Annotated in this window: 24 protein-coding genes; 14 read left to right on the forward strand and 10 right to left on the reverse strand. The window is 54.2% G+C overall.

Annotation, left to right across the window (positions count from 1 at the left end; translation table 11 throughout):
* The first annotated feature begins 36 nt into the window (after positions 1-36).
* Positions 37-483: a DUF441 domain-containing protein gene (locus RVY89_RS09910; protein WP_024908579.1), complete on the forward strand. Its 447-nt coding sequence runs from the start codon at positions 37-39 to the stop codon at positions 481-483.
* Here RVY89_RS09910 and RVY89_RS09915 read toward each other — a convergent pair.
* Positions 467-1258 (reverse strand): AraC family transcriptional regulator, encoded by a 792-nt coding sequence (locus RVY89_RS09915; RefSeq protein ID WP_484827685.1) that lies wholly within the window; start codon positions 1256-1258, stop codon positions 467-469. The two genes, RVY89_RS09910 and RVY89_RS09915, sit on opposite strands and share 17 nt — an antisense overlap.
* A gap of 99 nt (positions 1259-1357) precedes the next feature.
* On the opposite strand from RVY89_RS09915, the gene RVY89_RS09920 reads away from it, so the two are divergent.
* Positions 1358-2545, forward strand: a complete 1188-nt coding sequence (locus RVY89_RS09920) for a CynX/NimT family MFS transporter (RefSeq protein WP_484827686.1) — start codon at positions 1358-1360, stop codon at positions 2543-2545.
* Positions 2546-2653: 108 nt separating this feature from the next.
* Here RVY89_RS09920 and RVY89_RS09925 read toward each other — a convergent pair whose 3' ends face one another.
* Positions 2654-3364: a CTP synthase C-terminal region-related (seleno)protein gene (locus tag RVY89_RS09925; protein ID WP_484827687.1), complete on the reverse strand. Its 711-nt coding sequence runs from the start codon at positions 3362-3364 to the stop codon at positions 2654-2656.
* A 101-nt stretch (positions 3365-3465) separates the two neighbouring features.
* On the opposite strand from RVY89_RS09925, the gene RVY89_RS09930 reads away from it, so the two are divergent.
* Positions 3466-3810, forward strand: coding sequence for a DUF488 domain-containing protein (locus RVY89_RS09930; RefSeq protein WP_484827688.1), 345 nt, complete (start codon positions 3466-3468; stop codon positions 3808-3810).
* On the opposite strand, the gene RVY89_RS09935 is transcribed toward RVY89_RS09930, so the two are convergent.
* Both RVY89_RS09935 and RVY89_RS09940 read right to left on the reverse strand, forming a co-directional pair.
* On the reverse strand, positions 3811-4116 hold the full coding sequence (locus RVY89_RS09935; RefSeq protein WP_484827689.1) for a nuclear transport factor 2 family protein: 306 nt from the start codon (positions 4114-4116) through the stop codon (positions 3811-3813).
* Between the two features lie 80 nt (positions 4117-4196).
* A complete protein-coding gene (locus RVY89_RS09940) occupies positions 4197-4451 on the reverse strand; it encodes a putative hemolysin (protein WP_126786202.1) in 255 nt (84 codons plus the stop codon).
* A gap of 309 nt (positions 4452-4760) precedes the next feature.
* Here RVY89_RS09940 and RVY89_RS09945 point away from each other — a divergent pair, with 309 nt between their 5' ends.
* Positions 4761-5789 (forward strand): sensor domain-containing diguanylate cyclase, encoded by a 1029-nt coding sequence (locus RVY89_RS09945; RefSeq protein ID WP_484827927.1) that lies wholly within the window; start codon positions 4761-4763, stop codon positions 5787-5789.
* A gap of 45 nt (positions 5790-5834) precedes the next feature.
* On the forward strand, positions 5835-5933 hold the full coding sequence (locus RVY89_RS09950) for a YoaK family small membrane protein (RefSeq protein WP_014883431.1): 99 nt from the start codon (positions 5835-5837) through the stop codon (positions 5931-5933).
* A 129-nt stretch (positions 5934-6062) separates the two neighbouring features.
* Here RVY89_RS09950 and RVY89_RS09955 read toward each other — a convergent pair whose 3' ends face one another.
* From RVY89_RS09955 to RVY89_RS09965, 3 genes are all read right to left on the reverse strand, one after another.
* The gene (locus RVY89_RS09955; protein WP_008500746.1) at positions 6063-6311 is read right to left on the reverse strand and encodes a GlsB/YeaQ/YmgE family stress response membrane protein; all 249 of its coding nucleotides are present in this window, start codon (positions 6309-6311) and stop codon (positions 6063-6065) included.
* Positions 6312-6595: 284 nt separating this feature from the next.
* Positions 6596-8080: a sensor domain-containing diguanylate cyclase gene (locus tag RVY89_RS09960; protein ID WP_484827690.1), complete on the reverse strand. Its 1485-nt coding sequence runs from the start codon at positions 8078-8080 to the stop codon at positions 6596-6598.
* Between the two features lie 113 nt (positions 8081-8193).
* The gene (locus RVY89_RS09965; RefSeq protein WP_484827691.1) at positions 8194-9714 is read right to left on the reverse strand and encodes an EAL domain-containing protein; all 1521 of its coding nucleotides are present in this window, start codon (positions 9712-9714) and stop codon (positions 8194-8196) included.
* A 236-nt stretch (positions 9715-9950) separates the two neighbouring features.
* Between RVY89_RS09965 and RVY89_RS09970 the strand changes: the two genes are divergently transcribed.
* Positions 9951-11450: an EAL domain-containing protein gene (locus RVY89_RS09970; RefSeq protein ID WP_484827692.1), complete on the forward strand. Its 1500-nt coding sequence runs from the start codon at positions 9951-9953 to the stop codon at positions 11448-11450.
* A gap of 290 nt (positions 11451-11740) precedes the next feature.
* Here RVY89_RS09970 and RVY89_RS09975 read toward each other — a convergent pair whose 3' ends face one another.
* The 3 genes from RVY89_RS09975 to icd all read right to left on the reverse strand — a co-directional run bounded on the left by RVY89_RS09975 (position 11741) and on the right by icd (position 13735).
* Positions 11741-11986: a DUF2543 family protein gene (locus tag RVY89_RS09975; protein WP_484827693.1), complete on the reverse strand. Its 246-nt coding sequence runs from the start codon at positions 11984-11986 to the stop codon at positions 11741-11743.
* 73 nt (positions 11987-12059) lie between these two features.
* Positions 12060-12407, reverse strand: coding sequence for a DUF1304 domain-containing protein (locus RVY89_RS09980; protein ID WP_371897729.1), 348 nt, complete (start codon positions 12405-12407; stop codon positions 12060-12062).
* A 77-nt stretch (positions 12408-12484) separates the two neighbouring features.
* Positions 12485-13735, reverse strand: a complete 1251-nt coding sequence (gene icd / locus RVY89_RS09985) for an NADP-dependent isocitrate dehydrogenase (protein WP_003857898.1) — start codon at positions 13733-13735, stop codon at positions 12485-12487.
* Between the two features lie 117 nt (positions 13736-13852).
* Between icd and rluE the strand changes: the two genes are divergently transcribed.
* The 8 genes from rluE (at position 13853) to RVY89_RS10025 (ending at position 21659) form a co-directional block, all read left to right on the forward strand.
* The gene (gene rluE / locus RVY89_RS09990; RefSeq protein WP_484827694.1) at positions 13853-14506 is read left to right on the forward strand and encodes a 23S rRNA pseudouridine(2457) synthase RluE; all 654 of its coding nucleotides are present in this window, start codon (positions 13853-13855) and stop codon (positions 14504-14506) included.
* A gap of 9 nt (positions 14507-14515) precedes the next feature.
* Positions 14516-14989: an NUDIX hydrolase gene (locus RVY89_RS09995; protein ID WP_484827695.1), complete on the forward strand. Its 474-nt coding sequence runs from the start codon at positions 14516-14518 to the stop codon at positions 14987-14989.
* 40 nt (positions 14990-15029) lie between these two features.
* Positions 15030-16142, forward strand: coding sequence for a tRNA 2-thiouridine(34) synthase MnmA (gene mnmA, locus RVY89_RS10000; RefSeq protein WP_484827696.1), 1113 nt, complete (start codon positions 15030-15032; stop codon positions 16140-16142).
* 26 nt (positions 16143-16168) lie between these two features.
* Positions 16169-16798, forward strand: a complete 630-nt coding sequence (hflD, locus tag RVY89_RS10005; RefSeq protein ID WP_013097081.1) for a high frequency lysogenization protein HflD — start codon at positions 16169-16171, stop codon at positions 16796-16798.
* A 19-nt stretch (positions 16799-16817) separates the two neighbouring features.
* Positions 16818-18188: an adenylosuccinate lyase gene (purB, locus tag RVY89_RS10010; protein WP_008500757.1), complete on the forward strand. Its 1371-nt coding sequence runs from the start codon at positions 16818-16820 to the stop codon at positions 18186-18188.
* Positions 18189-18311: 123 nt separating this feature from the next.
* Positions 18312-18983, forward strand: a complete 672-nt coding sequence (gene phoP / locus RVY89_RS10015; RefSeq protein WP_024908594.1) for a two-component system response regulator PhoP — start codon at positions 18312-18314, stop codon at positions 18981-18983.
* Entirely contained in the window at positions 18984-20447 is a 1464-nt protein-coding gene (phoQ, locus tag RVY89_RS10020; RefSeq protein ID WP_371897732.1) for a two-component system sensor histidine kinase PhoQ, read from the forward strand. It abuts the gene before it with no gap.
* Positions 20448-20537: 90 nt separating this feature from the next.
* Entirely contained in the window at positions 20538-21659 is a 1122-nt protein-coding gene (locus RVY89_RS10025; protein ID WP_045401586.1) for a ribosomal protein uL16 3-hydroxylase, read from the forward strand.
* Positions 21660-21748 lie beyond the last annotated feature (89 nt).

Below are 21748 nucleotides of genomic sequence, written 5' to 3' on the forward strand. Positions count from 1 at the left end.
CAGTAAACAGAACAATTTTTCTGGCAAGGATTCCCTATGTTTGACCCTACTCTGCTCATTCTTCTGGCACTGGCCGCGCTCGGCTTTGTCAGCCATAACACCACAGTCGCCATCTCGATTCTGGTGCTTATTATTGTGCGCGTGACCCCGTTAAATACCTTTTTCCCGTGGATAGAAAAACAAGGTCTCACCATCGGGATAATCATCTTAACCATCGGGGTGATGGCGCCGATCGCCAGCGGCACCCTTCCCGCCTCAACGCTGCTGCACTCGTTTGTAAACTGGAAATCGCTGGTGGCGATCGCGGTGGGGATTTTTGTTTCGTGGCTGGGCGGACGCGGCGTTACGCTGATGAGCAGCCAGCCCTCGCTGGTGGCGGGCCTGCTGGTGGGCACCGTGCTGGGCGTGGCGCTCTTTCGCGGCGTGCCGGTGGGGCCGCTGATTGCGGCAGGCCTTGTCTCTCTGTTTATCGGGAAGTCGTAGTCAGGCTGGCCATATAACGCGCCGGCGTCTGGCCCAATCCCTTCCTGAACATGGTGATAAACGCGGTGGTTGAGTCATAGCCCAGTGACTGTGCCACCTGCTGTACCGATTTCCCGCCGATCAGGTGCTGTAATGCCACAATCAGCTGCAGCTGGTGACGCCAGCGGCGAAAGCTTAAGCCGGTCTCTTTCACCACCAGCCGCGCCAGGCTGCGTTCGCTCATGGCGAAGTGGCTCGCCCACTGCGTTAGCGTCTGCCAGGCGGCAGGCTCTTCCGCCATCTTCTCGCTCATCAGCCTGATTTTGGGATGCGGCGAGACGGGCAGCTGCAGATGCTCCTGCCGCTGGAGCGGCAGCTCGTCAAACAGGACGTCCACCAGGCGCGATGTGGCCGCAAGAGGAAGTTGTTCACGCGATTTTTCCGCCAGGGATAAAATCAGCTCCCGCACCAGAGGAGAGATTTTCAGGGTGCAGCAGCGGTCGGGCAAGCTGGCGGCACCCGGTTCAATGAACAAAAAGCAGAGCTGTGCGCCCGGCGTGGCCCTGTTGCTATGCGGCATTTGCCCGGGGATCCAGACGGCGTACTGGGGCGGCACCATCAGCATCGCATTTTCCACTTCACAGGTGATTGCGCCGCCGAGGGCCAGAATCAGCTGCCCCTTACGGTGATGATGTCGGGGAATATATTGTTCCTCCGCCACCACGCGGATGCGAAATGCGACGGCCGCATCGTGCTGGCTATCGGGGTCATAGCCGTCCAGTCCCAGACCAATCATCAGTTTGTCCGATATTAGCGATAAACTGTCATTTTAGCCTGATTTCAACCGCTGAGAAAATCGGTATTGTGAGCGCTCGCTTGAACGTATGAGAACATAATGACTACTGCTATTCGCACCTCAGGAAAACACGGCGCGCTGTTGATTGCAGGCATCCTGATGATTGCCACTACGCTTCGCGTCACCTTTACCGGCGCAGCCCCGCTGCTCGACACTATTCGTCTTGATTATGGCTTAAGCACGGCGCAAACCGGTCTGCTGACCACCCTGCCCCTGCTGGCTTTCGCTCTCGTCTCGCCGCTCGCCGCAGGCGTTGCCCGGCGTATCGGCATGGAGCGCAGCCTGTTTATCGCCCTGCTGCTGATTTGCGCCGGGATTGCCGTTCGCTCACTGCCTTCCGCCGCTTTGCTTTTCACCGGAACGGCGATCGTCGGCTGCGGTATTGCGCTCGGGAACGTGCTGTTACCCGGATTAATTAAGCGTGATTTTCCAGGCCAGGTGGCGAAGCTCACCGGCGCCTATTCCCTGACGATGGGCGTCTCGGCGGCGTTTGGCTCGGCGATGATTGTTCCCCTGGCACAGGGGAATGCGGGCTGGCATGGCGCGCTGCTGATGCTGATGGCGTTTCCGCTGATGGCACTGCTGCTCTGGCTGCCGCAGTGGCGTCAGAAACATGTCGCAACGGTAACGGGCGCAGGCGCGCTGCATAACCGCGCGATCTGGCGCTCGGCCCTCGCCTGGCAGGTAACGCTTTTCTTAGGGATTAACTCGCTGATTTACTACGTCATCATCGGCTGGCTGCCGGCGATACTGCTGAGCCACGGCTACAGCGAAGCGCAGGCCGGCTCGGTGCACGGTCTGCTGCAGCTGGCCACGGCCGTGCCGGGACTCGCCGTTCCGCTGATCCTCCACCGTCTGAAAGATCAGCGGACGATCGCAGGCGCGGTGGCGCTAATGTGCGCGATAAGCGCGGCGGGATTATGGTTTATGCCAGGCATGGCGGTCATGTGGACGCTGGTATTTGGCTTTGGCACAGGGGCAACGATGATCCTCGGCCTGACGTTTATCGGTCTGCGCGCCAGCACTGCGCACCAGGCGGCGGCGTTGTCAGGCATGGCGCAGTCGATTGGCTATCTGCTCGCCGCCTGCGGCCCTCCGCTAATGGGGAAAATTCACGATAGCGCGGGAGACTGGCGGATCCCGCTTCTGGGCTGCGCGCTGGCCGCCGTGATAATGGCCCTCTGCGGCATCTTAGCCGGGCGAGACCGGGAGATCGCACCCCGTTAAACAGTGTGGCAGACCCGCGTTTCGCCAGCGGCGCTGCGCTGAATTGTGCAATCTGTTGATATGTAGGCCGGGTAAGCGCAGCGCCACCCGGCAAGAAAAGCGGCGACGTTATGAATCGCGCGCCGCGCGCAGCATCGCCTGCACCAGCACGACCGGGCGTCCTTCCAACGCAGCACGCTCGTGCTGGAATAAGGTGATCACGAAGAACGGGTGCGTGACCAGTTCTGCGGCACGAATTTCTCCCCGATCGTCCCAGCCCGTAACATGCATATCACCGCTTTCCAGCGCCTGCGCAAACGCCGGCGACACGCCATAGTTACAGTGATATCCCTCTTCAATTTCAGGCTTGCCGTACGCTTTGGCGATCAGCGTATTCCTGCGCAGTTCAATCGCATCGGTTTTTTCCACCAGCGAGCAGGTCAGCGGCGCAATCACCATGGTGCCTTCGGTATCCGTCTCAGCGTGTGCCGCATCAGCCCAGCCCAGCACGTTTCGGGCATACTCAATCAGCGCATGCTGGAACCCGCCGCAGGTGCCCAGGAACGGGATGCTGTTTTCACGGGCATAGCGCGCGGCGATAAAAGCGGCCTCGGTGTTTTTATAGGGGCTGGCGGGTACCAGCCAGATGGCATCGTAGCCCACCAGATCTTCAGGGCTTGTCAGCTCCGTGGTGGCAAGCCAGTCGTAATCGGCGGTGAGGTCAAGCACTGCGGCGGCGTCGTCAATGGCAAGCGGGATCGCCTGATGCGCAATTACACTGGGATTGTAATCGCCAACCAGCGCAATGCGCAGCGTCGTTTTAACCGGGAGGTGTTCCATGAAAGGTTCCTTATGCCAGAGTATTATCAGATAACATAAGGAACCTCAGACTACCGATCTTTTGCAGTTATCACAATACCTTAAATTTGGAGGGTGGAATCATGATTCAGTGCAAACGCGTTTATGAACAGGCAGCCCCTGACGACGGCTATCGGGTACTGGTGGACAGGCTGTGGCCGCGCGGGATAAAAAAAACGGATCTCATGTATGACGAATGGTGTAAAGCGCTCGCGCCCTCAACTGAACTACGCAAGGCTTTTCATAGCGAAACCATTGATTTCACCGCCTTCAGCCAGGCCTATCGGGAAGAGCTGGCGCAGCATGCTGACGAGGGCGTGCGTCTGGCGACGCTGGCACAAAGGCAGAGCGTCACCCTGCTCTTTGCTGCCAAAAACGCGGAGCAAAACCACGCCCTGGTCTTAGCCGACTGGCTGCGCCATCTGTGATCAGCCGATCGCCAGTTCATTCAGAATTTGCGGTGCGTCATCCGGGGTGAGCGGCATCAGATGTTCGGGGCGGACAAACGCAAAGCCGTGCTGGTTGTCAAAGGCGTAAACATCTCCCGTCACCAGCCAGAGCGCGCGATCGGCGGTTGTGGGCAATTGCGTCATCACGCCGTTGACCGGGTTAACGAAACGCAGGCCAGGCTGGCACAGGCCAAACAGCTCAACAGATTTACCTATATTGCGACGGCCTGACGCCGTGCGGGCACCCACGATCATCGCCATGCTGCCCGGTTTTAGCTGAAACATACTTCTCTCGCGGAAACGAACGCCAGAAACTGGCTAAGATTAATCCTAAAGAGAAGTGTATCGCAGGCGGTATCCGTCTGTCACCTGGTGGGTTGTGGACGATCGCGACGATAGAGCGTCCATTCATCGATCACTTCGCCACCCGGTAATTTGCACTCGGTGCGAACGCCCTGCGGGCTTTGAACCGGGATCTGTTCCCCGCCTTTCTCCAGGCAGTAGACGGAGGCCGGGTTCGCCATACCGATAACGTGCGGCGGTTTCGGCGCATCGGGTGGCGTAGTTTTTGCGGTGCAGGCGGCCAGGGGAAGCGCCAGCGCCAGAAGCAGAAATCTCATCTCATTGATCCTTTTGACGGCATTACAGCCTAAGGGTAACGGGTCATCGCCGCGTTCTCCATGATTTCTCCATTTTAACTGCACTTTTCAGCACTATAGTGTGGCGTGTTCTCGATATGACCAGAGAACATCATTCCGTAATCAAGATGTCTTTGCCCCGGTCTCAACAACGGGGCTTTTTTTCTCGCCTGCTGCCCGCCCCCTGCATATATTAAATTTTCTGTATTCGTGTTTTACTATGCCTGAAGCCTAAAAACTCAGCATAACATGCAGATGCAGACGTCTTCTGCCTGGGAGTCATTCTACGTCATGTCGGATCTTATCCTCGCTCGCGTTTCAGAAACCCTTGCCACCGAGCAATCCCTTGAAAGCCTCGTTCGCCAGCTGCTGGAGATGCTGGAAATTGTCACCGACATGGAGTCGACCTACCTGACCAAGGTGGATATCGAGGCGCGGCTGCAGCACATCCTCTACGCCCGCAACAGCAAGCAGATGAAAATCCCCGAGGGGCTGAGCGTCCCGTGGGATGAGACGCTGTGCAAACGCGCGCTGGATAGTGACACGATGTTCAGCAATGACGTGCCCGATCGTTGGCCCGAGTGTGAAGCCGCAAAAGCGCTTGGCATTACCACCTACATGAGTATTCCTGTCCATCTTGCGGATGGTTCACTTTACGGAACGCTCTGCGCCACCAGCACGGCCAGAAAGCCGCTAAGCGAGCGCGGTGAACAGGTTCTGAAGCTCTTCGCCGGGCTGATTGCCCAGTCCATTCAGAAAGAGTCGCTGGTGACCCAGCTTCGCGAAGCCAATGCGGCCCTCATCGCGCACTCATATACGGATGCCCTTACCGGTCTACCCAACCGTCGCGCCATTTTTGAAGATCTGACCACCCTCTTTTCTCTGGCCCGGCACCTGAAGCGTAACGCCATCATCGCGTTTATCGATCTGGATGATTTCAAGCTGATTAACGATCGTTACGGCCACGAGGCTGGCGACCAGTTCCTGATAGATGTGGGTAAGCGTTTGACCGAAGAGAAGCAGCAGGACGATATTATCGGTCGTCTGGGTGGCGATGAATTTCTGGTCGCATCGCTGAGCCAGCCCCACCAGGAGGGGGATAACGCGCAGCTTACGCTGCTCAAAACGCGCCTCAGCGCCTGTATCGCCGGCGAATACTGGCTGGGCAGCGTTCATATTATTTATCCGGGCGCCAGCTTCGGCGTTATCGAAGTGGACCCTGCCGCAACCGATCCTGACAGCGCGTTACGCGCTGCGGATATGGCGATGTATCAGGATAAGAAAGGAAAAAGCAAAACGCGCTTTCTCCCTATGGATTAACCCCGTACACTCTACGGCGTTATTGAAACCGAAACAGGTGATGGTATGAGAATAGGGATCCTCTTCCCGGTCGTTATTTTTATAACGGCGGTGGTTTTTTTAGCGTGGTTTTTTGTCGGCGGCTACGCGGCTCCAGGGGCATAAATGCGCAAGACAACCGTCATTATGCTGATCGTTGCTATCGCAGCGTTTGCCGGCACGCAGCTTGGCTGGTGGTAAACCCGATACGTAAAAAGGCCGCCATCCGGCAGCCTTTTTCAACGCTTTCAGAACTTAGCTTTTGATCTTTCTGTAGATAAACAGAACAACCAGAGCACCGATCACCGCGACGGCGAAACTGCCGAAGTTAAAGCCATCGACTTTGCCAAAACCGAACAGCGTACTGATCCAGCCGCCGACTACCGCGCCGACAATACCCAGTATTACGGTGACGATAAACCCACCGCCATCTTTGCCCGGCATGATCCACTTCGCCAGAATACCCGCAATAAGCCCAAAGATAATCCAGGATAAAATTCCCATAACTTTCCTCTCTGTATGGTTTTTGTCATTAAATCAACGACACAAAAAGAATAGCACAGGATTTCAGAAAGGAAATTTGTGATAAGCATCACAGTGAGAGAGTGCGTAATTATTCATCAACAAAAAGAGCGTGCCACATAAACTGTGGGGTTGCATCTTTTGTTGAGAAAGATTATCTTTCTCAACACTGAATAGTTGAGAGAAATACTCGGGTATTCAGTACGACATTGCTCACATTGCTTCCAGTATTTCTTGCCCACTCCTGAGTGGGCTTTTTTTTAAGTTCATTCCCCAACAAACGCGTACCGGTTACGTCCCGCGCGTTTCGCCTGATAGAGCGCCTGGTCTGCGGCAATAATGATATTTTGCTGGCTGCCTGCGATGTCGACGGCACGGGCGGTAGAAATCCCGACGCTTACCGTCACCCGGCCGAAGGGGCTAAAGGCATGGGCGATTTGCAGCGAGAACACATTGCGAATAATCGTCTGGGCCAGACGAAGCGCCTCCTGAATATCCGTATCCGGCAATATCAGCGCAAACTCCTCTCCGCCGTATCGCGCCACAAGCTGATTATCACGGGTAAGGCTCTCCCTGAGGCTATTTCCGAGCATAGCCAGACACCGATCCCCTTCCGGATGGCCGTAGTTATCGTTGTATTTTTTGAAGTAGTCCACGTCCACGATCAGTATCGAAATCGGCGCGTCAAGCGCGGCACACTTAGCGATGTCCGAGAGGATTTTTTCATCAAAGACGCGGCGATTGTACAGCCCGGTCAACGCATCTTCTGAGGCAATAATCTTCAGCGCTTTGTTATCACGTGTTTTTCGGGACAGGTCGGAATACAGGAAGTATGACGCTACGATGAGTATCGCCGTGAACACGAAAATGAGTACCGCCAGCTGAATCGCCTGCTTGCGCCAGGGGGCAAGGGCTTCATCAATGCTAACCGCCACGGTGGTGACCAGTCCGTAGCGTCTGTTTTTCTCATAGGCATAGATGCGCTCGATTTTATCAAACCGCGAGATGGAGCTGGCTATCCCCGTATTTTGTACCTTGAGATATTTCCTGAAGAGCGGTGAATCAGAAACAATCGTGCCGATATAGGTATTTTTAAAGGGATACCGGACCAGCAGCACGCCTGTTTGCGTCGTTAAGCCGATGACGCCCGAGTGACCGATATTAATCTGACCGTAGAGCGCCAGAAAGTTTTCGATACCCAGCGTCACCACCACCACACCGTTAAATGCCCCGGTCTGGGTTTCAAGGCGCCGGCTGATGGTGATAACCCATTTGCCATTGGTTCTGCTTACCACCGGCTCCCCAATAAAAATCGCCTGATTTTTATTTGCTTTATGATAGATAAAAAAATCTCTGTCCGAGCCTTTACGTGGCCCCGTAAAACTTTCATGCAGCGCGGTAAAGATATCGCCCTGAGCATTGTAAACAACCACATTATTAATCTGGGTAAGAAGGTTATCCTGATTATTGATCATGTGCTGAATATTGGTCGCCTGCTGCGGGGTCATGCCATAAATTTCGATTATGTCGGAAACGGTAGTAATTAACATTTCACTCTGGCGCATGATCCCTTCGGTGTAGACATCAAGGGTATGGCTCAGGTTAGCGACGCTGGTATTAATTTGCTGGATTGACTGCTGTCTGGACGTGGCAATTTGGACAGCAAGCGCCAGCGAGATGATCAATGAGACAATGATGACGGTAATGGTTGTTGTGTAAAAAGTATTTTTCACATGCACGAGCTTTTCCACCTTATCACGCCTGATATCCCTGGCTGACAACTCTTGTCACTGTAACAAAGCTCAGGATAAGAGGAAAATGAATTGCACTTAAGCATACAACAGAAGCTCGTCTTAATTTCGTTTTACAAACTAACCGTCTCCCGGGGCTTAGATAAAATGACTTTAATAAAATCGATATAGGAGACGGGCTTACCAAAATAATAACCCTGCAACAGGGTAATCTCATTACGGTTGAGATACTCCAGTTGCGCTTTCGTTTCTACGCCTTCAGCCACAATGCGCAATGAGAGTTTTTTCGCCAGCTCAATGACGCAGTCCAGCAGGATCGTTGAGTCCTTTTCATCTGAAACCCGGTTCACAAAGCTTTTATCAATTTTAATATAATCTATGGCAAGCGCATTAAGGCATGACAGACCGGAATAACCCGTACCAAAATCATCCAGGGCAATAACAAAACCCGCTTTATGCAGCATGTTGAGGTTTTCCACGAGGTGTGGATTATCAATCAGCGGTTCACGCTCGGTCACCTCGAGAACCAGTTTGACCTCTTTACCCTGAAACCCGTTTCCGAAGACGCGGCAGTCACCGATGAAGGAAGGTGCATTGATGTGTCTGGCGCTAATGTTCACCCCGATATGAAACCCGTCCGGTAGCTTAGGCAAAAGCGGCTTAAGCTGGGTCACCACTTTCGCCATTAACCCTTTGGTCAGAGGAATAATCAACCCGCTACGTTCAGCTATCGGGATAAAGACGTCCGGCGGGATAAAGCCTGACTTGGGATGCTTCCACCTTGCCAGGACTTCAACACCGTATAACCCGCCGGTATCGCCGTTCACGATCGGCTGGTAATAAGGCACGATCTCTCCCTGCAAAATGGCCTTACGCAAATCGTCTTCAAAGGTGGTGCTTTTCCCCTTGTAGCGGCGGATCAAAATGCCCACCGCCACGGAGAGCGCGAGAATCAGCAGGATCAGGCTCCATCCCTGTTGCAGTAGCCGCGTCAGGCTAAAAAAGGCAGGCGGTTGCCAGGCCAGACTAAAGGGGAAGAGCGAAGAGGTCGTAAGTGACCCCGCCCACGAGGCCGCTTTCCAGCCGGTCACATCACCGTTGCGCGTAAACATCCTGTCGCCGACAACCAACCCGAGCTCAACGCTGTTTGATGCGTTCGCGATGACGTCCTGCAAATGCGCATCACTGACGCTGACGATGACGCGCCCTCCCGCGATGGGCATCTGGAAGACAAGCACCGGGATGCCGTTCACCAGTCGATTACCGGGTAACAGCATTAATTTTTGTTCAGGTAACGTCTCCGGATGCACAATCAAAACGCCATTCCCGGGAAGGGAAGTACAGATGATTTTTCCCTGCTGCTGAATCATGATGGCGCGCAGATGCGGTTTCAGCGCGGCTTCTGTCCCTAGCGCCAGCTGTCCGCTGCTGCTACACCCCTGCTCCGCAACGCGCTTCGCCGTGCTGGCCGCACTGACGGCTTCCGACAGAATGCTCTCTATTTTCTGGGTGCTTACCGTGGCGGTATGAACATTATTCATTTTCGCCATCTGCCATAGCTGCCAGTTAATAATCAGTATGCCGATCAGAAAAAGAAACAAGGCACTGAGAACAGGGATCATCACGTTACGCACGATGTTTTCCTTAATAGAATAAACAAGCATGGAGGATCGGAAAGAAGAACCCGTGGTTTACCCAGCGTTGCTTATCACAATAAAAATAGCTTAGCTGAGAATTGTCTTAAAAAACTGATGCTTTCGTATGAGTTCACGCGCCCAAATTTGCTCACCAGACGTGACTATCAGGCTTGTGCCTTGCCCAGGCTGTGTTAAGATTTGTGAAATCAGGGAGCGGACAGGATAACTGGAAAATGAAAAAGCGCATTGCCGTTGCGATCGTTTCAACGCTTCTGGTCATCCTGTCTCTTTATGCGGTCAACGTGGTTATCATCGGTCAGCAAAAAACCAAACAGCTTGAAATATCCCAGACCCTTTTACATTATTCAGAAGATCTGTCCCAAAGCGTGGCGCAAGGCCTCAAAAGCATAACGACGCAGGGATGTGATAAAACCAGTCTTGATAGCTACAGGCAAATAAAGCTTAATAACCTCTATTTCAGCGATATCGGTTTCATCGAAAAAGGAAAAATTGTCTGTACCGCTTTTTGGGGTAAACTCGCGACGCCCGTTCCACTTCCTGCGGAACTGCATAAAACGCCGAGAGGTTTTCTCCTGGCGCAATTTTCCAGAAAAGACTTTTTCACAGGCAATGCGGCAATTTATAATAATATTATTATCTTCACCTCCCGCTATGCTTACGATAAATTCACCCCGGTTACCGCAAGCTATTCTCTGAGCGCCACCACGAAGGACTTTGGCCGGACCTTTTTTTCAGCCGCCCCTGAGCTGAAGCCGCGGAGCTGGCTGCATGCGACATTGTTCACCCTGACCATTACACAGTGCAGCGCCTCGTGGGATTTATGCGTGATTGTAAAACACCACGATGCCGGACTGGCCTCGCTCCCCCCGTTTATCTTTACGTTTCTCGCGGTCATACTCTTTTTTATCTGGGTCGCGATAACGTTATTTATCTTCCGTCTCTATGAAGACCGTTTTTCGCTGGAACGCACGCTGATCAAAGCCGTGATTACGAATACCTTCAGCGTTAATTATCAGCCCATTATTCGTATTCGCGATCAAAAAATCGTGGGCGTAGAAGTTCTTTCGCGATGGCGCGATCAAAAGCATGGAGACGTCTCGCCGGAGCTGTTCATCCCATTAATTAAGAAAATCGGTCTGTATAAAAAATATTACAGCAATATTATCGGAAAATCCCTTTCAGAAATTGCCCCACTGGCGATTAAGCATCAGCTGATCGTTTCAATCAACGTTGGGCGAAAGGAAATTGAAGACGGACAGTTTATTAACATTTTGCGTCGTGAGTGCTTAGCCAATCGCCTCCCCCTTTCCCTGATGAAGGTCGAGCTTTCCGAGAAAGCCGTTTCCGCGGCGGATATCCTCGAGGGGTTCTGTCAGGAACTGAAGTCGCTTGGCGTTAAAATTTCAATCGATGATTTTGGCGTACAGAATTCAAATCTGGCCCGGCTGTCGCAGCTTGAATATGATGAAATTAAAATTGATAAGTCGCTGGTGGATGGCATCAGCGAGCATTATAAGCAAAACATCTTTGTTATCTTCAGCGATGCCCTTGCGAAGTTGAATAAAACACTTGTTTTCGAGGGCATGGAAAATGAAATTCAATATTGCTTCATTGCGGACAGATATCCCGATGCCCTTATCCAGGGATGGTATTTTTCAAAAGCACTCACCCGGAGCGAGCTGGCGAAGCGACTCACCGGCGTCGCCCCGTAACCAGAAGCCTGCCATGCGCGTTTTTTTACACTCAGGCATTTCTATTTTTTCCGCCAAAACATATAGTCGTCATATTCAGACGGTAGATTACCCTGAAGCACACTCTTATTTTGGTTAAAAACGTGAAATTATCCTTACTTTTTCCAGTGGTACTGTTCTTTCTGATCGTTATTTTCGCACTGCTTATCGATAAACCCGCTTCGCATATTCTGCGGAAAAAATGCATGTGGTCCGATAGCGTGATGCTGAGCTGTATCGCAAAGCATCAGCATAACGGTTTTTGAGGCAGGCTATTCATTTCCCCATTGATTGAGGAAGTTCGCAACATCATCAATGCGACCCGCACGGATCCCGGCTTCAGTGGCCATCTCCTGCTGGGCTTCCTCGCTGATCTCTTCATTATTCGCTAAGCGGGTGAGCAGCAGCTGGAAATAGTGCGCCAGCGCGTCGCGCTCAGACTCCGCAACTTTCTCAGCGGCTTCCGTCGCGTACTCATCGGCAATGTCATAATATTTCAGTGGGATATCGTTATTCATAACAGTCTCGTCTCTGGCCTTTAAGGGGAACGTCAGAGTATATCGGACGCGTTATCTCAACCAAAGCATTGCTTCAGATGAGTAACGCAAGCAGCGCTGCGAGCGCGGGCACGGCCTGTACATACAAAATTTTTCGGCTGGCGGTGGCCGCGCCAAAAAGTCCGGCAATCAACACGCAGGCCAGGAAAAAGATGGCCACCTGAATCCCCTTTTCGCCGAGCCAGAGGCTCCAGAGCAGACCGGCCGCCAGAAAACCGTTATACAGCCCCTGATTTGCGGCCAGCACGCGGGTGTCGCGCGCAAACTCGGGACGCAGATTAAAGGCCTTATGCCCTGTTTTGGTATTCCACAGGAACATTTCCAGCACGAGAATGTAGAGATGAATGAGTGCAACGACAGCGATAAGGACAGTGGCTAACATCGTGTTGTCTCCCGCAGGCAGAGGCAAAAAAAACGGGAACCCTCAGGCCCCCGCTCTTGTTTAACCCAGAATCTGGATTACATGTTCGCGATAATCGCGTCGCCAAACTCTGAGCATTTCAGCAGCTTAGCGCCTTCCATCAGACGTTCGAAATCGTAAGTTACGGTTTTCGCGTTGATCGCGCCTTCCATACCTTTAACGATCAGGTCTGCGGCTTCGAACCATTCCATATGACGCAGCATCATCTCTGCGGACAGGATGATAGAGCCTGGGTTCACTTTGTCCTGACCTGCGTATTTTGGTGCAGTACCGTGGGTCGCTTCGAACAGGGCGCACTCGTCACCGATGTTCGCGCCAGGGGCGATACCGATACCGCCAACCTGGGCTGCCAGGGCGTCAGAGATGTAGTCACCGTTCAGGTTCATACAGGCGATTACGTCGTATTCAGCAGGACGCAGCAGGATCTGCTGCAGGAACGCATCGGCGATCACATCTTTAATGATGATCTCTTTGCCGGTGTTCGGGTTCTTGATCTTCTGCCACGGGCCGCCGTCGATCAGCTCACCGCCGAACTCTTCTGTCGCCAACTGGTAGCCCCAGTCTTTGAATGCGCCTTCGGTGAACTTCATGATGTTGCCTTTGTGAACCAGGGTCACAGAGTCACGGTCGTTGGTGATTGCATATTCGATGGCTGCACGCACCAGACGCTTGGTCCCTTCTTCGGAGCACGGCTTAATGCCGATACCGCAATGCTCAGGGAAGCGAATTTTCTTCACGCCCATCTCTTCGCGCAGGAATTTAATTACTTTTTCTGCGTCAGCAGAGTCCGCTTTCCATTCGATACCCGCGTAGATGTCTTCTGAGTTTTCGCGGAAGATAACCATATCGGTCAGTTCAGGGTGCTTAACCGGGCTAGGAGTGCCCTGATAGTAACGAACCGGACGCAGACACACGTACAGGTCCAGCTCCTGACGCAGTGCCACGTTCAGGGAACGGATACCGCCGCCAACCGGCGTCGTCAGTGGGCCTTTAATAGCAACGCGGTAGTCGCGGATCAGGTCCAGCGTTTCTGCTGGCAGCCAGACGTCCTGGCCATAAACTTGAGTAGATTTCTCACCGGTGTAAATTTCCATCCAGGAAATTTTACGCTCGCCTTTGTAGGCTTTCTCAACAGCGGCATCAACCACTTTCAGCATTGCCGGGGTAACGTCTACACCGATACCGTCACCTTCGATGAACGGGATAATCGGATTGTGAGGAACGTTAATCTTGCCGTTTTGCAGGGTGATCTTTTTACCTTCCGCCGGAACAACTACTTTGCTTTCCATTAACCTCTCCTTCGAGCGCTTCTGGTTGTTACTGATCTTATGTTAATAAATTGTAATGAGCCCTTCGATAGTACCTGATTGTCCTGCGCCATGAAAGGTCTTCGTTATTAGGCTATAATGCGGCAATTGATAACGCCTGAAAATACCATGAAGAAAACTTCTTTTACAAAACACCGGGTTGAGCGATTCAGCTCGCGACAAGCCGCCAGAAGACCGCAGGAAACCCAGCCGAAGCGGGTTATTTTGTTCAATAAACCCTACGATGTTTTGCCGCAGTTCACCGATGAAGCCGGGCGCAGCACGCTGAAGGACTATATACCTGTTCAGGGCGTCTACGCGGCCGGGCGTCTGGACCGGGACAGCGAAGGCCTGCTGGTCTTGACCAACGACGGCGCTTTACAGGCGAAGCTCACGCAGCCGGGAAAACGCACCGGCAAAATTTACTTCGTCCAGGTCGAAGGCGAGCCGGATGAAGCGACGCTCGCAGCACTACGCAGCGGCGTGACGTTGAACGACGGCCCAACCCTGCCCGCAGGTATTGAACGCGTGAATGAACCGGAGTGGCTGTGGCCGCGCAATCCACCGATCCGTGAACGCAAATCCATTCCGACAAGCTGGCTCAAAATTACCCTTTATGAAGGCCGCAACCGCCAGGTTCGCCGCATGACCGCGCACGTCGGCTTCCCAACCCTGCGTCTGATTCGCTACGCCATGGGCAGCTACACCCTGGAAACGCTGGCAAACGGCGAATGGCGCGACGTTACCTCTTAAGGAGTCACTATGTTTAAACCTCATGTCACGGTTGCCTGCGTGGTCCACGCCAGGGGTAAATTCCTTGTTGTCGAAGAGAGCATTAACGGCAAAGCGCTGTGGAACCAGCCTGCCGGACACCTTGAAGCCAATGAGACCCTGCTGCAGGCGGCGAAACGCGAGCTGTGGGAAGAGACCGGCATTCACGCTGAGCCCCAGCACTTCATCCGTATGCACCAGTGGATCGCGCCGGATCACACCCCGTTCCTGCGTTTTTTATTTGCCGTTGAGCTTAGCGAAACGTGCGCCACTGAGCCGCAGGATGATGATATCGACCGCTGTCTGTGGGTCACCGCCGACGAGATCCTGAACGCGCCAAACCTGCGCTCGCCGCTGGTTGCGGAAAGCATTCGCTGCTGGCAGTCTGCCAACCGCTTGCCGCTGGACGTTATCGGCGCATTTAACTGGCCGTTTACAGAGGGTGTCAATGGTGGGGGGGCGTGATAGAATACGCCGCCTTGAAGTTCAATGTCGTGAGTATTCCATGTCAGATAACAGCCAGAAAAAAGTAATCGTCGGCATGTCCGGCGGTGTCGATTCCTCCGTTTCCGCCTACCTGTTACAGCAGCAGGGCTATAAGGTGGAGGGCCTGTTCATGAAGAACTGGGAGGAAGATGATGGCGAGGAATACTGCACTGCCGCTGCGGATCTCGCCGATGCGCAGGCCGTGTGCGATAAGCTCGGCATTGAACTGCACACCGTTAACTTTGCCGCAGAATACTGGGACAACGTTTTTGAACTGTTCCTGGAAGAGTACAAAGCGGGCCGCACGCCGAACCCGGATATTCTGTGCAACAAAGAGATCAAATTTAAAGCCTTCCTGGAATTCGCCGCGGAAGATCTGGGCGCAGACTACATCGCGACCGGTCACTACGTGCGTCGCGCAGACGTGAATGGCAAAAGCCAGCTGCTGCGCGGTCTGGACGGCAACAAAGATCAAAGCTACTTCCTCTATACGCTGAGCCACGAGCAAATCGCCCAGAGCCTGTTCCCGGTCGGCGAGCTGGAAAAGCCGCAGGTGCGTAAAATCGCCGAAGAGCTGGACCTGATCACCGCGAAGAAAAAAGACTCTACCGGCATCTGCTTCATCGGCGAGCGCAAATTCCGCGATTTCCTCGGACGTTACCTGCCTGCACAGCTGGGTAAAATTGTCACCGTCGACGGGGAAGAGATTGGCCAGCATCAGGGGCTGATGTACCACACGCTCGGCCAGCGTAAAGGGCTGGGTATCGGCGGGACCAAAGAAGGCAGTGAAGATCCATGGTATGTTGTCGACAAAGACGTCGAAAACAATATTCTGGTTGTTGCTCAGGGTCACGATCATCCGCGTCTGATGTCCGTTGGCCTTATCGCGCAGCAGCTGCACTGGGTCGATCGTGAGCCGCTGAAAGGCACGCTGCGCTGCACGGTGAAAACCCGCTACCGTCAGACCGATATTCCTTGCACCATTACCGCGCTTGATGACGATCGCATTGACGTGCGTTTCGACGAGCCGGTCGCAGCCGTCACCCCGGGTCAGTCCGCTGTCTTCTACAGCGGTGAGATCTGCCTGGGCGGCGGGATCATTGAACAGCGCCTGCCGCTGCCTGCTGTTTAATACGATTCACACATAAAGGAGACCGTGTGGCGAAGAATTACTATGACATCACCCTGGCGCTGGCGGGAATTTGCCAGTCAGCCCGTCTGGTGCAACAGCTGGCGCATCAGGGTCATTGCGACGCTGACGCCCTGCACGTTTCACTGAACAGCGTTATCGACCTCAACCCCGGCTCGACCCTGGGCGTGTTCGGCGGCAGTGAAACCAATCTTCGTCTCGGTCTTGAAACCCTGCTTGGCGTGCTTAACGCCAGCAGCCGTCAGGGGTTAAACGCGGAGCTGACCCGCTACACGTTGAGCCTGATGGTGCTGGAACGTAAGCTGAGCGCAGCAAAAGGTGCGCTCAATACCCTGGGCGATCGTATTGCCGGGCTACAGCGTCAGCTTGACCATTTTGATCTGCAGTCCGAAACGCTGCTCAGCGCCATGGCCGGCATTTATGTTGACGTCATCAGCCCGCTGGGCCCGCGTATTCAGGTCACCGGATCCCCAGCCGTGCTGCAAAGCCCGCAGGTACAGGCAAAAGTGCGCGCGTCTCTGCTGGCTGGGATCCGCGCCGCCGTGCTGTGGCACCAGGTTGGCGGTGGCCGCCTGCAGTTAATGTTTTCTCGTAATCGCCTGACCACTCAGGCAAAACAAATTCTTGCTCATTGTTAACCTCCCGGAGTTGCGAATTATGGAATTATCCTCACTGACCGCCGTATCCCCTGTCGATGGACGCTACGGCGATAAAGTCAGCGCGCTGCGCGGGATCTTCAGCGAATATGGTTTGCTGAAGTTCCGTGTTCAGGTTGAAGTACGCTGGCTGCAAAAGCTGGCCGCCCAGGCAGCAATCAAGGAAGTTCCTGCTTTTGACGAAAAGGCAAACGATTACCTTGATAAAATCGTTGCCGAGTTTAGCGAACAAGACGCCGCGCGCATTAAAACCATTGAACGCACTACCAACCACGACGTGAAGGCGGTTGAGTACTTCCTGAAAGAGAAAGTGGAAAGCGTCCCTGCGCTGCATGCCGTGTCTGAGTTCATTCACTTCGCCTGTACCTCTGAAGACATCAACAACCTGTCTCATGCGCTGATGCTCTCCACCGCGCGCAAAGAGGTGGTGCTGCCTTACTGGCGTAAAATCATCGACGCGGTAAAAGCGCTGTCCGTGGAATACCGCGACATTCCACTGCTCTCCCGTACCCACGGCCAGCCGGCCACCCCATCCACGATGGGTAAAGAGATGGCGAACGTCGCGTACCGTATGGAACGCCAGTACCGTCAGCTGGAACAGGTTGAAATTCTTGGTAAAATCAACGGCGCGGTCGGTAACTATAACGCCCACATCGCCGCTTACCCGGAAGTAGACTGGCACCAGTTCAGCGAAGAGTTCGTGACCTCTCTCGGCATTCAGTGGAACCCGTACACCACCCAGATTGAGCCGCACGACTATATCGCCGAGCTGTTTGACTGCATCGCACGCTTCAACACCATCCTGATCGACTTCGATCGTGACGTGTGGGGCTACATCGCCCTGAACCACTTCAAACAGAAAACCATCGCCGGTGAAATCGGCTCTTCCACCATGCCGCACAAGGTAAACCCAATCGACTTCGAAAACTCCGAAGGCAACCTGGGTCTGGCGAACGCCGTGCTGCAGCATATGGCAAGCAAACTGCCGGTATCCCGCTGGCAGCGCGACCTGACCGACTCCACCGTACTGCGTAATCTGGGCGTGGGCATCGGCTACGCGCTGATTGCGTACCAGTCCACCCTGAAAGGCGTGAGCAAGCTGGAAGTGAACCGCGATCGTCTGCTGGACGAACTGGATCACAACTGGGAAGTGCTGGCGGAGCCGATTCAGACCGTGATGCGTCGTTATGGCATCGAAAAACCGTACGAAAAACTGAAAGAGCTGACCCGCGGCAAACGCGTTGACGCGGAAGGTATGAAGCAGTTTATCGACGGCCTGGCGCTGCCGGAAGAAGAGAAAACCCGCCTGAAGGCGATGACTCCGGCGAACTACATTGGCCGCGCCATCACTATGGTTGACGAGCTGAAGTAATCTCCTCTCCCCCCTTTCCGCCCGGAAAGGGGGTTGCTTTTCCCCGGTTTACTGAATGTTTATCCCCACAGCAACATAATCAGCGTTAAACTATTCATACTATTTATTCTGGGAGAAAAGATGATGCGCGTACTGGTTGTTGAGGATAACGCATTGCTACGTCATCACCTGAAGGTTCAGCTTCAGGAGATGGGACATCAGGTGGACGATGCTGAAGATGCAAAAGAAGCCGATTATTATCTCAATGAACACCTGCCGGATATCGCCATTGTCGATTTAGGGTTGCCTGACGAAGACGGTCTGTCGTTAATTCGCCGCTGGCGCAGCCACGATGTCTCCCTGCCGGTACTGGTGCTGACCGCCCGTGAAGGCTGGCAGGATAAGGTCGAAGTGCTCAGCGCGGGCGCAGATGATTACGTCACCAAGCCGTTTCATATTGAAGAGGTGGCGGCGCGCATGCAGGCGCTGCTTCGGCGCAACAGCGGGCTGGCGTCTCAGGTTATCTCCATCCCGCCTTTCCAGGTCGATCTCTCCCGCCGGGAATTATCCATCAATGATGAAGTGATCAAGCTCACCGCCTTCGAATACACCATCATGGAGACGCTGATCCGCAACAATGGCAAGGTCGTGAGCAAAGATTCCTTAATGCTCCAGCTTTATCCTGATGCTGAACTGCGCGAGAGCCATACCATTGACGTGCTGATGGGACGTTTGCGTAAGAAAATTCAGGCGCAGTATCCGCAGGATGTGATTACCACCGTCCGTGGCCAGGGCTACCTGTTTGAATTACGCTAAATGAGACGGATTTTACGCCACATTCTGCCCCTCTCACTGCGGGTTCGTTTCTTGCTGGCAACGGCCGCCGTCGTGCTGGTGCTGTCGCTCTCCTACGGCATGGTCGCCCTGGTGGGCTACAGCGTCAGCTTTGATAAAACCACCTTTCGCCTGCTGCGCGGCGAAAGCAATCTGTTTTATACCCTGGCGAAGTGGGAAAACAATAAAATCACCGTCGAAATGCCGGAAAACCTCAACCAGCAGAGCCCTACGCTTGCCCTGATTTATAACGAAAAAGGGAAATTACTGTGGGCGCAGCGTGATATCCCGTGGCTGGTTAAAAGCATTCGTCCGGACTGGCTCAAAACCAACGGGTTTCATGAAATTGAAGCCGATCTCAACACCACCAGCTCGCTGATCCGTGAAGATCGCTCCCTGCAGCAAAAGCTGAACGAGATCCGTGCCGACAACGCCGATACGGAGATGACGCACTCCGTTGCGATTAACCTCTATCCGGCGACGCTGAACATGCCGCAGCTGACCATCGTGGTGATCGATACCATTCCGGTCGAGCTGAAGCGTTCTTATATGGTCTGGAGCTGGTTCATCTATGTTCTGGCTGCGAATCTTCTGCTGGTGATCCCGCTGCTGTGGGTGGCGGCGTGGTGGAGCTTGCGCCCCATTGAATCACTGGCGAAAGAGGTTCGAGAGCTTGAAGAACATCATCGCGAGAAGCTCAATCCGGAAACCACGCGCGAGCTCACCAGCCTGGTGCGAAACCTCAACCGCCTGCTGAAAAGCGAACGCGAACGCTATGATAAATACCGTACGACGCTTACCGACCTGACCCACAGTCTGAAAACTCCGCTGGCCGTCATGCAAAGTACCCTGCGTTCAATGCGCAGTTCGAAGCTGAGCGTTGACGATGCCGAGCCGGTGATGCTGGAACAGATCAGCCGTATTTCCCAGCAAATTGGCTATTACCTTCACCGCGCCAGCATGCGTTCCGGCAGCGCGCTCCTGAGCCGCGAGCTGCACCCGGTAGCCCCGCTTCTGGATAACCTTACGTCAGCCCTCAACAAGGTGTATCAGCGTAAAGGGGTGAACATCAGCCTCGATATCTCGCCTGAGATAAGCTTTGTGGGTGAAAAAAATGACTTCATGGAAGTGATGGGTAACCTGCTGGATAACGCCTGCAAATACTGCCTGGAGTTCGTGGAAGTGTCTGCGCGTCAGACGGATAACGAACTGCATATCATCGTTGAGGATGATGGCCCGGGGATCCCGCGCAATAAGCGTGACGTAGTGTTCGATCGCGGCCAGCGCGCCGATACGCTGCGTCCAGGCCAGGGCGTAGGGTTAGCCGTCGCCCGTGAGATTGTCGACCAGTACGACGGAAAAATCGAAACCAGCGAAAGCCTGCTGGGAGGCGCGCGGATGGAGGTCATTTTTGGCCGCCAGCAGCCCACATTGAACGATAGTTAACCCGTTATGTGAAAAATGCGAGGATCTCGCAGCCGGGGGCTGAGCTTCCGTTATAATCCGAGTCAGTAAGAGCCTGCGGAATAAAAAAATATGGATTATCACTTAACGCTTAACTGGCCCGAGTTTATTGAACGTTACTGGCAAAAACGCCCGGTGGTTCTGAAACGCGGATTCAGCAATTTTGTCGACCCTATCTCGCCTGACGAGCTGGCGGGTCTGGCCATGGAAAACGAAGTCGACAGCCGTCTGGTCAGCCACCAGGACGGGAAATGGCAGGTCAGCCACGGTCCTTTCGAAAGCTACGATCACCTCGGTGAAAACAACTGGTCGCTGCTGGTGCAGGCGGTCAACCACTGGCACGAGCCGACTGCCGCCTTAATGCGCCCGTTCCGCGCCCTGCCCGACTGGCGCATGGACGATCTGATGATTTCCTTCTCCGTACCTGGCGGCGGCGTCGGTCCGCATCTGGACCAGTACGACGTGTTTATCATTCAGGGTACGGGCCGCCGCCGCTGGCGCGTGGGCGAAAAAGTGCCAATGAAGCAGCACTGCCCGCATCCGGATCTGCTCCAGGTTGACCCGTTTGAAGGGATTATCGACGAAGAGCTGGAGCCGGGTGATATTCTCTACATTCCACCGGGATTCCCTCACGAAGGTTACTCCCTGGAAAACTCCCTCAACTATTCCGTCGGGTTCCGCGCGCCGAGCGGCCGCGAAATGATCAGCGGATTTGCCGACTATGTTCTGCAGCGCGAGCTGGGCAGCTATCGTTACAGCGATCCTGATGTGCCTGCGCGCGAGCATCCGGCGGACATTCTGCCAGAAGAGCTGGATAAGCTGCGCGGCATGATGCTGGATCTGATTAACGAGCCGGAGCACTTCAAACAGTGGTTTGGCGAGTTTATCAGCCAGTCTCGTCATGAGCTGGACGTTGCGCCGCCGGAGCCGCCTTATCAGGCTGACGAGATTTATGATGCGCTCCAGCAGGGCGACAAGCTGGTACGCCTGGGCGGATTGCGCGTGCTGCGCATTGGTGAGGAGGTGTTCGTCAACGGCGAGAAGCTGGACTCTCCGCACCGTCCGGCGCTGGAAGCGATTGCCAGCCATCTGGTGCTGACTGCCGACACCTTTGGCGATGCGCTGGAAGACCCCTCCTTCCTCGCGATGCTGGCCGCGCTGGTGAACAGCGGGTACTGGTTCTTTGAGGACTGAGTCGCCTTAATGCCCGGTGGCGCTTCGCTTACCGGGCCTACGTTCACTGGTTTTGTAGGCCGGGTAAGGCGTAGCCGCCACCCGGCATT

Source organism: Enterobacter sp. 3U4 (genome assembly GCF_057224565.1).

Bases quoted from the DNA above. Each gene is read 5' to 3' on its own strand.
- RVY89_RS09950 (WP_014883431.1), top strand. From the start codon at position 5,835: ATGAGAATAGGGATCCTCTTCCCGGTCGTTATTTTTATAACGGCGGTG.
- RVY89_RS09925 (WP_484827687.1), bottom strand. From the start codon at position 3,364: ATGGAACACCTCCCGGTTAAAACGACGCTGCGCATTGCGCTGGTTGGC.
- RVY89_RS09920 (WP_484827686.1), top strand. From the start codon at position 1,358: ATGACTACTGCTATTCGCACCTCAGGAAAACACGGCGCGCTGTTGATT.
- phoQ (WP_371897732.1), top strand. From the start codon at position 18,984: ATGAGACGGATTTTACGCCACATTCTGCCCCTCTCACTGCGGGTTCGT.
- RVY89_RS09995 (WP_484827695.1), top strand. From the start codon at position 14,516: ATGTTTAAACCTCATGTCACGGTTGCCTGCGTGGTCCACGCCAGGGGT.
- phoP (WP_024908594.1), top strand. From the start codon at position 18,312: ATGCGCGTACTGGTTGTTGAGGATAACGCATTGCTACGTCATCACCTG.
- RVY89_RS09935 (WP_484827689.1), bottom strand. From the start codon at position 4,116: ATGTTTCAGCTAAAACCGGGCAGCATGGCGATGATCGTGGGTGCCCGC.
- rluE (WP_484827694.1), top strand. From the start codon at position 13,853: ATGCGGCAATTGATAACGCCTGAAAATACCATGAAGAAAACTTCTTTT.
- purB (WP_008500757.1), top strand. From the start codon at position 16,818: ATGGAATTATCCTCACTGACCGCCGTATCCCCTGTCGATGGACGCTAC.
- RVY89_RS09970 (WP_484827692.1), top strand. From the start codon at position 9,951: ATGAAAAAGCGCATTGCCGTTGCGATCGTTTCAACGCTTCTGGTCATC.
- RVY89_RS09975 (WP_484827693.1), bottom strand. From the start codon at position 11,986: ATGAATAACGATATCCCACTGAAATATTATGACATTGCCGATGAGTAC.
- RVY89_RS09930 (WP_484827688.1), top strand. From the start codon at position 3,466: ATGATTCAGTGCAAACGCGTTTATGAACAGGCAGCCCCTGACGACGGC.
- RVY89_RS09955 (WP_008500746.1), bottom strand. From the start codon at position 6,311: ATGGGAATTTTATCCTGGATTATCTTTGGGCTTATTGCGGGTATTCTG.
- mnmA (WP_484827696.1), top strand. From the start codon at position 15,030: ATGTCAGATAACAGCCAGAAAAAAGTAATCGTCGGCATGTCCGGCGGT.
- RVY89_RS09980 (WP_371897729.1), bottom strand. From the start codon at position 12,407: ATGTTAGCCACTGTCCTTATCGCTGTCGTTGCACTCATTCATCTCTAC.
- RVY89_RS09945 (WP_484827927.1), top strand. From the start codon at position 4,761: ATGTCGGATCTTATCCTCGCTCGCGTTTCAGAAACCCTTGCCACCGAG.
- RVY89_RS10025 (WP_045401586.1), top strand. From the start codon at position 20,538: ATGGATTATCACTTAACGCTTAACTGGCCCGAGTTTATTGAACGTTAC.
- icd (WP_003857898.1), bottom strand. From the start codon at position 13,735: ATGGAAAGCAAAGTAGTTGTTCCGGCGGAAGGTAAAAAGATCACCCTG.
- RVY89_RS09940 (WP_126786202.1), bottom strand. From the start codon at position 4,451: ATGAGATTTCTGCTTCTGGCGCTGGCGCTTCCCCTGGCCGCCTGCACC.
- RVY89_RS09915 (WP_484827685.1), bottom strand. From the start codon at position 1,258: ATGATTGGTCTGGGACTGGACGGCTATGACCCCGATAGCCAGCACGAT.
- RVY89_RS09910 (WP_024908579.1), top strand. From the start codon at position 37: ATGTTTGACCCTACTCTGCTCATTCTTCTGGCACTGGCCGCGCTCGGC.